At 68.8% G+C, this 11470-nt stretch carries 8 protein-coding genes; 6 read left to right on the plus strand and 2 right to left on the minus strand.

What is annotated here, in order from left to right:
- The 4 genes from VLA96_05340 to VLA96_05355 form a co-directional block, all read left to right on the plus strand.
- Window positions 1-701 (plus strand): hypothetical protein (locus VLA96_05340; protein ID HSE48612.1); only part of this gene is annotated, 701 nt, incomplete at its 5' end.
- Window positions 702-900: 199 nt separating this feature from the next.
- Entirely contained in the window at window positions 901-1749 is an 849-nt protein-coding gene (locus VLA96_05345) for a DUF1175 family protein (protein HSE48613.1), read from the plus strand.
- Window positions 1749-6446 carry an MG2 domain-containing protein gene (locus tag VLA96_05350; GenBank protein ID HSE48614.1) on the plus strand — a complete coding sequence of 1566 codons (4698 nt, stop codon included), beginning with the start codon at window positions 1749-1751 and terminating at the stop codon, window positions 6444-6446. The genes VLA96_05345 and VLA96_05350 overlap by 1 nt, the downstream gene beginning before the upstream one ends.
- The gene (locus VLA96_05355) at window positions 6446-7261 is read left to right on the plus strand and encodes a hypothetical protein (protein ID HSE48615.1); all 816 of its coding nucleotides are present in this window, start codon (window positions 6446-6448) and stop codon (window positions 7259-7261) included. Before VLA96_05350 ends, VLA96_05355 begins: the two co-directional genes overlap by 1 nt.
- 39 nt (window positions 7262-7300) lie before the next feature.
- On the opposite strand, the gene VLA96_05360 is transcribed toward VLA96_05355, so the two are convergent.
- The gene (locus tag VLA96_05360) at window positions 7301-8974 is read right to left on the minus strand and encodes a SpoIID/LytB domain-containing protein (GenBank protein HSE48616.1); all 1674 of its coding nucleotides are present in this window, start codon (window positions 8972-8974) and stop codon (window positions 7301-7303) included.
- Window positions 8971-9954 carry a penicillin-binding transpeptidase domain-containing protein gene (locus VLA96_05365; protein HSE48617.1) on the minus strand — a complete coding sequence of 328 codons (984 nt, stop codon included), beginning with the start codon at window positions 9952-9954 and terminating at the stop codon, window positions 8971-8973. The genes VLA96_05360 and VLA96_05365 overlap by 4 nt, the downstream gene beginning before the upstream one ends.
- Before the next feature lie 28 nt (window positions 9955-9982).
- Between VLA96_05365 and VLA96_05370 the strand changes: the two genes are divergently transcribed.
- A complete protein-coding gene (locus tag VLA96_05370; protein ID HSE48618.1) occupies window positions 9983-10429 on the plus strand; it encodes a hypothetical protein in 447 nt (148 codons plus the stop codon).
- Entirely contained in the window at window positions 10429-11469 is a 1041-nt protein-coding gene (gene argC, locus VLA96_05375) for an N-acetyl-gamma-glutamyl-phosphate reductase (GenBank protein HSE48619.1), read from the plus strand. Before VLA96_05370 ends, argC begins: the two co-directional genes overlap by 1 nt.
- The last annotated feature ends 1 nt before the right edge of the window (window position 11470 follow it).

Below are 11470 nucleotides of genomic sequence, written 5' to 3' on the forward strand. Positions count from 1 at the left end.
GTATCGTGAAGAGACTTCTGTTCCCCCTGCTGGCTGCCCTGGCGCTCGCCGCCGTACCGGCAAGCGCCACCACCTACTACAACGTGCAGAACATGACGGGCTGGAAGTGGTGCAGCGCGTGCGCGAATGCCGGAGGCGGCGCGCTGCTCGACATGACGCAGAACGTCAGCTCGCCCTCGCTTTCGGGGAAGAGCTCGCGCTTCTTCCTGGGCGGGACCACGCCCTGGTCGCACGCGCTGTATTACAAGCGGCTGTCCTCCAACTCGACCGCCACCAACTTCCGCTACACCGTGAACTACTACTACAAGAACCCCAAGGCGCCCTCCGGCATGGAGTTCTCCATGAGCCAGCGCAGGGGTTACGAGTGGTATCGCATGGACACGCAGTGCTCGTACATCAACGGGAACTGGCGGCTGTGGGACAACGGGAACGCGCACTGGGTGGACACCGCGATCGCCTGCACCCGCCCGACGGCGTACAAGTGGACCAAGGTCGTGTTCGAGGGCAAGCGCTCGAGCGGGAAGATCGTGTTCGTGTCCATCACCATCAACGGCGTGAAGCACTACATCAATCGCAGTTTCTATCCCAAGAAGATGTCGACTTCGAACTCTTCGATCACGGTGCACTTCCAGCTGAACGGCGACAAGTACCAGACGGACTACAACGTCTGGGGCGACAACTTCACCGCCACGTACTGGTAGAGGGAGCCGTCTCAGGAGTGACACGAGGTGTCGTCCGGCAGCCACGCCGGGCGGCGCCTCGTGGTGTTTTCGCGGCCATTGTCGCGGCACCGCGGGATGGCAGCGCTCCTGCACTCCAAGGCGCCGGGAGGCGGAGTCGCCGAGTTTTTGCCATGCGGACGGCGGTGATTTATAGTCCGCGGCGACTCCGAACAATCGAATGGTCGCGACGTCCAAACGACGCTGGGCCCTGACGGTCGCCGGCTGCCTGCTGGCGGCCGCAGCGGTGGCCGGCGGCGGGCTGCGCGTTCGCCGGTTGATGTCGCAGACCGCGGAAGCCGCCGCGCCACCCGAGCGCGCAAGGGCGGCGATCCGCTGGGACGACCGCTTTGGCGACGGCACGCCGGACTTCCTGCGGCTGGAGAGCGAGAGCGACCGGCAGGCGTTCCGGCGCTGGTTCACCGACATCGCCGAGTACCAGGCGCTGCGCGCCGACGGCGGGCTACCGGCGGAGGTGAGCGACTGCTCGGCGCTCTTGCGCTACGCCTACCGCAACGCGCTGCGCAAGCACGACATCGCGTGGATGGAAGAGACGGGCCTCGGCAGGCTCGGCTCGGGCTCGATCGAGAAGTACTTCTATCCCAACACGCCGCTGGGCGCGGGGCTGTTTCGCGTGCAGCCGGGGCCGCTGCGGGCGGAGGACGCCGCGAACGGCGCCTTCGCCGAATTCGCCGACGCCTTCACGCTCAAGGAGCGGAACGCGTTCTTCGTGAGCCGCGACGCGCGCCAGGCGCGCCCCGGGGACCTGTTGTTCTATCGCCAGCTCGGGCAGCACTCGCCGTATCACTCGATGGTGTTCGTGGGACGCAGCCGGCTGATGCCGGAAGACGGCGAAGTCGTCGTGTACCACACCGGGCCGGACGCCGCGATCAACCACGGCAGGGGCGAGATGCGCCGCGCCACGCTGGCGGAGCTGGAGCGGCATCCGGACGCGCGCTGGCGCCCGCTGCCCGGCAACCGGAATTTCCTCGGGGTCTATCGCTGGAACATCCTTCGGGAGTCCTACTGATGCGCCGCTACTTCGTTCTCGCGCTGTTGCTTGTCGCCGCGCTGCCTGCGCTCGCGCAGGTGGACGAGGCCGCCCCGAACCCGTATTTCTCGCTCTCGACCGAGCGGACGTTCGCGCCGGGCGAGAAGCCGGTCATCCGCGTCTACACGCACGACGTGGAGGTGCTGGAGTTCCGCGTGTACCGCGTGAACGACGCGGAGCAGTTCTTCGCCAAGCTCGACAACCTGCACAGCTTCGGGCAGCAGTCGTTCGCGGGCAAAGAAGACATCGAGGAGAAGAGCTGGCTGGAGAAGTTCCACGACTGGAAGCGCGAGCTGTGGCGGGCGATCAAGGAGTTCTTCCGGCGGCAGTTCACCAGCGCGTCGCGGGCGAGGATCCGCGAGACGCAGACCACCGAGCAGAAGCGCACGAAGATCGGGCAAGCGACGTTGTTCGCGCAGGTGCCGCTGCTGAACTCGAGCCAGCTGATCGCGCGCTGGCACCAGGACGTGCCGCCGAAATATTTCTCGGACGCGCAGCAGATCCCGCTCGATTCGCTGAAGGGCGGGGTGTACGTGGTGGAGGCGACCGACGGCAAGCTGCGCGCCTACACCGTGCTGGTGGTGAGCCAGCTCGGGCTGGTGACGAAGACCGCGCCGCGGCAGATGGTGGCGTTCGCCGCCGATCGCAAGTCGGGCGAGCCGGTGAAGGACGCGACGGTGGTGATCTGGTCGAAGGAGAAGGAGCTGTACCGCGGGACGACCGACGCGCAGGGCCTGGCGGAAGCGAAGCTCACGCCGGCGGCCGACCAGTCGTTCGAGAACACGTTCGTGCTGGCGAGGCGCGGCGACGACGTCGCGGTGGTGGCGCCGTACTCCTTCAACCTGTCGAGCGACCCGTGGCGCGACTGGAGCGGGTTCATCTACACCGACCGCCCGGTCTACCGGCCGGGTCACACGGTGCACTTCAAGGCCATCGTGCGCGAGCGCCAGGGAGAGGCGTGGCGGGCGCCGCGCGGCGAGATGCAGGTGGCGATCGAAGACCCGGCGTCGAAGACCGTCTACCAGAAAAAACTGACGCTGAATGCGATGGGCACGCTGAACGGCGAGCTCGAACTGCCTGCCGACGCGGCGCTCGGCTACTACTCGCTGAGCGTGAACACCGGCTCCGGTCCCACGATGAACGGGTCCTTTTACGTGGAGGAGTACAAGAAGCCGGAGTACGAGGTGAAGGTCACGCCCGACCAGACGCGCGTGCTGGAGGGCGACAAGATCGGCGCGACCATCGAGGCGCGCTACTACTTCGGCGAGCCGGTGGCGGGCGCGGAAGTCACGTACGTGGTCCACACCATGCCGTACTGGTCGCCCTACATCGACCGCTTCGAAGACGACGAGAACATGAGCTACGGGGTCGAGGGTGAAGGCGAGGGCGAGGGCGAGGGGTCCTACGAGGCGGGATACTACGGCGGCGAGCAGGTCTCGGAGCAGAAGGGAAAGCTCGACGCCGACGGCAAGCTGCGGGTGACCGTGCCGACGTCGGTGAACGCGTACAAGCAGGACGTGCGCTACCGCATCGAGGCGCGGGTGATGGACGCCTCGAACCGCGAGATCAACGGCGCGAACTCGGTGATCGCGACCTACGGCAACTACCAGATCTCGGTGCGGGCCGACAGCTACGTCTACGAGAGGGGGCAGACGGCGCGCGTCAACGTGGTCGCGAAGGATTACGACGGCAAGCCGGTCCAGACCAAGGTCCACCTGCAGCTGGAGCGCTACTGGTACCGGTCGGGCGAGAGCGGCCGCACTCCCGACCAGGCCACCGACGTGACGACGGGCGCGGACGGCAACGCGTACGCGACCTTCCAGGTGCGCGAGACCGGCAGCTTCAACATCAAGGCCACGGCGAAGGCGGCGCAGAACCGCGAGCTGGAAGCGCACGGGTACTACTACGCGACCGGGCCGGGCGAGCAGTGGTGGGGCGGCAGCGAGCGGCAGATCAAGCTGGTCGCCGACAAGCCGCAGTACCAGCCCGGGGAGACCGCGCACATCCTGGTGATGAGCGGCATGGAGCACGCGTACGCGCTGGTCACGACCGAGGGCCGCGACGTCCAGACGAAGAAGGTCGTGGAGCTGAGATCGGCGAGCGCCACCATCGACGTGCCGATCACGGCGGACGCGCAACCGAACATCTTCGTGGCGGTCGCGTTCTTCAGCGAGAACAACCTTTACCAGGCGAGCCGCAACCTGAAGGTGCCGGCGGTCGACAAGCAGTTGAACATCACCGTCTCGCCGACCAAGGAGACGTTCACGCCGGGCGAGAAGTCCAGTTACGTGATCAACGTGAAGGACGCGGCGGGCAAGCCGGTGCAGGGCGAGTTCTCGATCGGCGTGGTGGACGAGGCGATCTACGCCATCCGGCCGGACCAGTCGGGCGACATGATGCAGTCGTTCTACGGCTCGGTCTACAACGCGGTGATGACCGAGTCGTCGCTCGCCTACTACTTCTACGGGCAGGCAGGAGAGCGACCGCTGCCGCTGGCCAAGCGCGGCAACTACACCCGGCGGGCGCTGGCGCAGCTCAAGCCGAACGAGGCTCTGGTCGCGCCCAAGATCCGCAAGAACTTCCCCGACACCGCGCTCTGGCAGGCCGACGTCCGGACGGACGCCCGTGGCTTCGCCATCGCCAACCTGGTGTTCCCGGATTCGCTGACGACGTGGCGCGCGACGGTGCGCGGCGTGACCAGCGACACCAAGGTGGGCAGCGCGATCAACCGCATCATCGTGCGCAAGAACGTGATGGTGCGGCTGGCGGTGCCGCGCTTCTTCCGCGACGGCGACGAGGTCACCGTCTCGGTGCTGGTGCACAACTACCTGAAGTCGGAGAAAAGCGCGCAGGTGTCGCTCGACGTCACCGGGCTCGAGGTGCTGGGCGGCTCGACGCAGACGCTGACCATCCCCAGCCGCGGCGAGGCGAAGGCCGACTGGCGCGTGAAGGCCGGGAAGGTCCGCAACGCAGTGCTCACGGCGAAGGCGCTGACGAACGAAGAGTCGGACGCGATGGAGCTCACGCTCCCGGTGGTGCCCTACGGCGTGAAGCTGGCGGACGCGCAGTCGGGCGCCATCACGGCGGCGACCGGCAACGCGCAGGCGAGCGTCAACTACCCGGCGCAGACCGACCCCTCGGCGCACGCGCTCGACGTCAGCATGACGCCCTCGGTCGCGGGCTCGATCTTCGGAGCCCTCGACTACCTGACGCAGTATCCCTACGGCTGCACCGAGCAGACGATGTCCAGCTTCCTGCCGAACATCGTGGTGTCGAAGGCGATGACGGAGCTGAAGCTCGAGGACACGATCAACACGCCCGAGCTGAAGAAGAAGATCGCCGCGGGCATGGACCGTCTCTACGACTTCCAGCATGAGGACGGCGGGTGGGGCTGGTGGAAGGACGACGAGAGCCACGTCTTCATGACGGCGTACGTGGTGAACGGGCTGGCGCAGGCGAAGGCGGCCGGCTACAACGTGCGCGAAGACGCGCTCGAGAACGGCAAGAACTGGCTGGTGCGCTCGATCGAGAAGTATCCGCGGATGCGCGCCGACCTGCACGCCTACGTGCTGTACTCCATCACCTCGACGGGGACGCGCGACCCCAAGCTGATCGAGGCGGTGTGGGACAAGCGCGACAAGATGAGCGTGCAGGGCCTGGCGTTCCTCGGGCTCGCGCTGCACGCCGCCGGCGACATGCGCGCGGCGCAGCTCGCCGACAGGGTGGAGAAGCAGGCCGTCGTGACGCAGGCGGAGGCCTACTGGGCGGCGGAGTGGGATTACCTGATGGAGTTCCGCATCGACGACTCGGCCGAGACCACGGCGTACGCGGTGCGGCTGCTCAGCCTGCTGAAGCCGCAGAGCCCGCTGCTGCCGAAGGCGGTCTTCTACCTGGTGAGCCACCGGAACGGCGGCTACTACTGGGATTCGACGAAGCAGACGGCGATGGTCGTCTTCGGGCTGACCGAGTACCTGCGCGCGAGCAAGGAGCTCGAGGCCGACTTCAACGCGGCCGCGCTGGTCAACAGCAAGCAGGCGCTGGCCAGGCATTTCACGCGCGCGGACGTGTTCGATCCCTCGACCGGGCAGCCGCGCGCGCGGCTCACGCCCGACCAGCTCCAGCCGCAGCAGAACCAGGTGCTGTTCACCAAGAACGGCGCCGGGCGGCTCTACTGGTCGACGCGCGCGGAGTACTACTCGGTCGACAAGCGGATGTTCCAGTCGAACAAGATCTCGCTGAACATCACGCGCGACTACTTCCGCCTGCAGCCGGCCACGGAGAAGGGCAGGATCGTCTACGACCTCGTGCCGCTGGCGGGCGAGCTGCATCCCGGCGACGTGCTCGCGGTGCGGCTCACGGTCGCGGGCTCGGAGTGGCGCTACCTGATGATCGAGGACCCCATCCCCGCGGGCGCCGAGTTTCTGCAGAAGGACAGCCTGTACGAGATCCGCAAGCGTCCCGACTGGTGGGAGAGCTGGTGGTCGCGGCGCGAGTTCCACGATGACCGCGTGGCCATCTTCCAGACGTATTTCTCCGGCGACCGGCCCGGATATTACTTCTACCTGCTGAAGGTGGTGAACCCCGGAAAGTTCCGGGTGAGCCCGGCGTCGGTGCAGCCGATGTACCAGCCGGGCGTGATCTCGACCACCGACGCGGCGACCGTGGAGGTGAAGTGATGAAGCTCGCACTGGTTGGTGATTCGCTTCGCGCCACCTTCCGGCCGCGGTCGTTGTGGCTGGCGGAGTTCCTGCTCAACCCGGTGTTCGCGCTGCTCGCGGTCGTGTGGCTGCAACTGCCGGAGACCGCCGGCGGGCTCACCCTGACGGTGCTTCTCGGGCTCGTGATCGTGGTCGGATCCCTCACGCTGGCCGGCGCGACGCTGGCGTGGTTCGTGGAGCACCACGGAGGTGGCGCGCCCACGCTGCGCGGCGCCTTCGGCAAAGGCCTGCGGCACTTCTGGCTGCTGGGGATCTGGGGACTCGTGATGCTGGTCGGGTGCCACGTGGTCGAGTGGATGGAGGGTTACCGCTACCAGTTCCCGCAGTACGTTCGCTCGGAGCTGCCGATGTTCCTCCGCGTGCACGTGAGCGAGGCGCAACTGCTGTGGCTGTTCCTGTTCGTGCTGGGCGTGCTGTTCTGGGTCATCCTGCCGGCGCTCTGGCTGCCGCCGGCGGCGCAGCTCGCGGCCCAGGGGTTCCGTGGCTTCGGGCGCGACGGCTTCCGCGCCTGGGGCCGCTCGCTCAAGAGCTGGCAGTACTGGCTGATGGTTGCGCTGTGCGCGCTGGTGGGCGTGTGGCTGCCGATGCTGCTGATGGGCATGGCGCCCACGGAGAGCATCAACCCGCCACCACCGCCGCTCTCCACCCAGATGATGAGCCTGATCTTCCGGCTGGCGATCTCGTATGCGCTCGCGCTGTTCGGGTGGATGTGGGTGGCGTCGGCGACGGGGCGGGCCGGTACGGTGTCGTCCGCGCAAGCGGACTCGAAGTAAGAACGCGCGGGAGGACGGCACGACTGAAGTCGTGGCCTGTTACTTGCCTTCCAGGCGGCGCAGGACGGCCGCCTTCCCCTGCTCGCGGATGAGCGCGGCGACGCGCGCGCGCGCGGCGGCGTAGGCTGCCTGCTGTTCCGCCTGGTCACGCGGCTGCGTGAGCGCGCGGTCGAGCTCGGCGTCGTTGAACTGCCGCCGTGCGGGCGGCGCGGGCGAGCCGTCGAAATAAAGCGCCAGGCCTTCGCGCAACCAGAGGGGCGCGCTCTCCACCGCGTGTTCTTCCAGGATCATGTGCAGCAGCTCGTGGCGGAGGGTGCTTTCGAGCGCGCTGCGCGCGCGCAGCGTGGCGAGCGGCTGCAGCCGGATGGTCGCGCCGCGCGTCGAAGCGGCGATCCAGCCGGGCTGGCCGGTGGTGTCGCGATAGGCGTCGAGCGTGGGGAAGACCTGAAGGCGCGGGCGTTGCGCCAGCTTCCAGCCGATGGCGGACTCGGCGTCGTGGAGCAGGCGCTCGGCGAGGTCGAGCACGGCGGCGTCGGCGGCCGTGGCGACGAGCGCGTCGAAACGCGAGCTCTTGCGCGTGAGCCACGCCACGCCCGGCGAGCCCTTGGCCACCGTCGTCCCCGGGTAATAGAAGGCGAGGATCTCGCGGTACGTCCTGCCCTGCGCGGCCATCTGCTCGGCGCCCGCCTGGCAGAGGCCGACGCCGTGCCCGGCGCCCGCGCCGGTGAAGGTGACACCGGCGGCGTCGGAGCGGAGGTCGTAGAGCTCGCTGCGGATGCGGCTCCAGCCCAGCGCGCGCCCGACGGCGAAGCGCACGGTCGAGGCGGAGACCTCCGCCGAGCCGCCGGGGCCGGAGAAGCGGAGGCGCTGCGCGCGTCCGCTGGGGCCGCGCGCGCTGACGGCGGCCGATTGCCAGCCGGCGGGCAGCTTGACGTCGGAGTCGGCGAGCGCGCGCTCGAGCTCGGCGCGCGTCAGCGTCGTCTCCCAGTGCAGCGGCACGGCGGCGCAGTAGGGATCGGGGCGCGACTTCAGGTAGGGCGCTTTGACGGTGGGCCACACCTCGCCGGCGGCGGCGAGCTTCCCGCCGCAGTGCGCGTGGTAGTAGGGCGCGGCGAGCGCGCCGGCGGACCAGAGCAGCTCGCCCGCGGTGGCTTGCGCGGCGGAGCGCGTGCGCGGGTTGTTGACGGCGAGCCGCAGGTCCTGGCAGTGCGTGGTGTCGCAGTAGTCGAAGCCGTCGGCGACGTGGCGCCCGCGGAAGCGCGCGGCGTAGGTGCGCACCGCGACCGCCATCGCCTTCATCGACTCCAGGTTCTGGAAGTTGCCGCTTTCGCCCGCCAGGACGCCCGCGACGTAGTCCTCGAGCGACATCCTGATGACGACACGGAGCGCGTCCTGCTCGGCGGTCACTTCCAGCGGATACCCGGCGCGGAACGGCTTCTGCTGCTCGGCGCGCAGCTCGTAGCTGCCGCTGATGAACAGCCTGGGGTAGGGAACCGAGCTGCCCTGGAGGCGGAGCTGTCCGCGCTGGGCGATGAGCGCGAGCGTAGCGGCGGCGTTCTCCGGGCACTGCTCGCACGTCCTCCACTTCAGGTCCGCGCCGGAGAGCGCGAGCTTGGCCGGCGGGTGGACCGCGTACAGGCGCACGCGGACGTCGTTGCCCTGCGCCCACGCCGGGAGGGCGAGTAGTAATAAGAGGATGAGGCGACGGTTCATTGTTTCCGCGCGTCCTGGAAGTAGGCGGCGAAGACCGGTTGTGCGAGGGCGGCGGCGTCCGCGCCGCGCCCGCGCTCGAGGTACACGACGATGGCGATCTCGGGGTCGGCGGCGGGCGCCAGGCCGACGAACCAGCCGTGTGTCGGGCCGCCGAGGCCGTCGGAAGCCGTGCCGGTCTTGCCGGCGATCTGCATCTTGTCCACGTGCGCTGCATGCGCCATGCCAAAGGCGACCGAGCGCTCCAGCCCCTGCCAGACCAGGCGCACGTTCGGGTCGTCGCGGCGGCCGGCGAGGCGGATGTAGGAGTAGAGCAGCGCGGCGGGCGTGGTGGTGACGCCCCAGTGGCCGAGCGCCTGGAGCTGGAGGCGCTCCTGCGTGTCGGCGGGGAGGAGCTGGCCGTGGCCTTCGTCGGGCGTGAGGCCGGTGTAGGTCTCGAGGCCGGCGCGTTCGAGCGCTTCGTGCAGCTCGGCCGGCGTCAGGCGGCGGGCGACCTCGGCGAAGTAGGCGTTGCAGGACCACGCGAGCGCGTCGGCGGGATCGATGGGGCCGGGCAGCTCGGGGTGGGTGCAGTCGATGCGGCGTCCGCCGACGCGGACCTGGCGCGGGCAGACGAAGAGGTCCGACGGCCTGGCCTTGCCGGTCTCGAGCAACTTGAGCAGGACGAAGGTCTTGACGGTGGAGCCGGGCGTGGCGACGCGGCGCGCGGCCGACTCGATCCGGTGCGCGGCGAGCAGCACAGGGACCTGGCCGCGCACGTCGACGACGAGGAGGGAGCCGCGCTGCGCGCGCATGGCGCGGGCGACGGCGCGCTGCAGCGGCGTGGGAGGCGGGGGCGCGGCAGCGGTGCCGGCGGAGGCGAGCACGAGAGCGCAGAGGATGGCGGAGCGGAGCTGCACGAGCAGGAGTGTAGCGCAAAGCGCGCGCACGCCGAACCGGCGGCGTCGCGCCACGCGAAAATAATCGTTGACATGCAAAAGCATAATTATGCATTCTTGTGCATAATTATTCATGAGCAAGGCAGCGCGACAATCCGTGATCATGGACGTCCTGGGAGCCGGGCCGCTTCCCAACCAGGATGAGCTGCGCAAGAAGCTGCGGCACCGCGGGCTGACCGTGACGCAGGCCACGCTCTCGCGCGACATCCACGAGATGGGGCTGGTGAAGACGCCGGAAGGCTATTCGCTGCCCGAGACGGTCCACGTAGTGGCGGAGGCGAAGCTGCCCTCGACCGCGCGCCTGGTGCGCGAGTTCGTGCGCGAGGTGCGCGAGGCGCAGAACCTGCTCGTGCTGAAGACCACGATCGGCAGCGCGCAGCCGGTGGCGGCCGCGCTCGATGCCGAGCAATCGCCCGAGTGCGTGGGCACGATCGCGGGCGACGATTCCATCCTCATCGTTTCTCCGGACCGAAAGGCGGCGAAGAAGCTGGCACACCGCATCCGGGAGATGCTCGAGTAGTGGCCCGGACGATCCAGACCGCGGTGGTCGGGGCCACCGGGTACGCGGGCTTTGAGCTCGCGCGCCTGCTCGCCCGGCATCCCAGGCTTGCGCCGCCCATGCTGCTGGGCCGCGAGGACGCCGGCGCCGCGCCCGCCGACCTGGCGGAGGCCTATCCGCACGTCGCCGGCAACGGGCAGTTGCCCATCGCGCCCTTCGACTGGAAGAAGGTCGAGGCGGCGGAGGTCGTGTTCCTGGCGACGCCGCACGAGCTCTCGCGCGAACTGGTCCCGCAGCTCATCGCGCGCGGGTTGAAGGTGGTGGACCTGTCGGGCGCGTGGCGGCTGCAGGACGACGCCCACCGCGCCGTCTACGGCTTCCACGAGAACGGCACGGCGGCGGCGAACGCGACGCTGCAAAAGCAGGCGGTCTACGGCCTGCCGGAGCTGCACGCGAAGAAGATCGCGGGCGCCAAGCTGGTGGCGAACCCCGGCTGCTACGCCACGTCGATCATCCTGGCGCTGGCGCCGCTGGTGAAGGCAAGGCTGCTCGACCGCGAGCACGGCATCGTGTGCGACGCGAAGTCAGGCGTCTCGGGCGCGGGCAAGGCGCCCACGCACAAGACGCACTTCGTCGAGGTCGCCGACAATCTGTCCGCCTACTCCGTCTTCGGCCACCGCCACACCGGCGAGATCCTCGAGCAGCTCGCGCTCGACGGCGGGCAGGTCACGTTCACGCCGCACCTGCTGCCGATCCCGCGCGGCATCCTGTCGACCGTGTACGTGAAGCTGGCGAAGCGGGCGAGCGAAGAGCAGGTCGAGGCCTGCTTCCGCGCGTTCTACGCGCGGAGCCCGTGGGTGCGCGTCTTCGGGACAAAGCTGCCGCAGATCCAGTACTCGCTGCGCACCAATTTCTGCGACCTCGGATTCGCGCTCGGGCCGGACGGCAAGCGGCTGGTGGTGGTCTCGTGCCTCGACAACCTGATGAAGGGCGCGGCGGGCCAGGCGGTGCAGAACCTGAACGTCATGTACGGCTGGGACGAGAAAGAGGGACTGGACTGAA

The organism is Terriglobales bacterium (assembly GCA_035457425.1).
In the GTDB taxonomy this organism is placed as follows: Bacteria; Acidobacteriota; Terriglobia; order Terriglobales; family Acidobacteriaceae; genus JACPNR01.

Excerpts from the sequence above, each read along its gene's own strand:
- VLA96_05350 (HSE48614.1), top strand. The coding sequence starts at position 1,749 with ATGCGCCGCTACTTCGTTCTCGCGCTGTTGCTTGTCGCCGCGCTGCCT.
- VLA96_05345 (HSE48613.1), top strand. The coding sequence starts at position 901 with ATGGTCGCGACGTCCAAACGACGCTGGGCCCTGACGGTCGCCGGCTGC.
- VLA96_05355 (HSE48615.1), top strand. The coding sequence starts at position 6,446 with ATGAAGCTCGCACTGGTTGGTGATTCGCTTCGCGCCACCTTCCGGCCG.
- VLA96_05370 (HSE48618.1), top strand. The coding sequence starts at position 9,983 with ATGAGCAAGGCAGCGCGACAATCCGTGATCATGGACGTCCTGGGAGCC.
- VLA96_05365 (HSE48617.1), bottom strand. The coding sequence starts at position 9,954 with ATGCTTTTGCATGTCAACGATTATTTTCGCGTGGCGCGACGCCGCCGG.
- VLA96_05360 (HSE48616.1), bottom strand. The coding sequence starts at position 8,974 with ATGAACCGTCGCCTCATCCTCTTATTACTACTCGCCCTCCCGGCGTGG.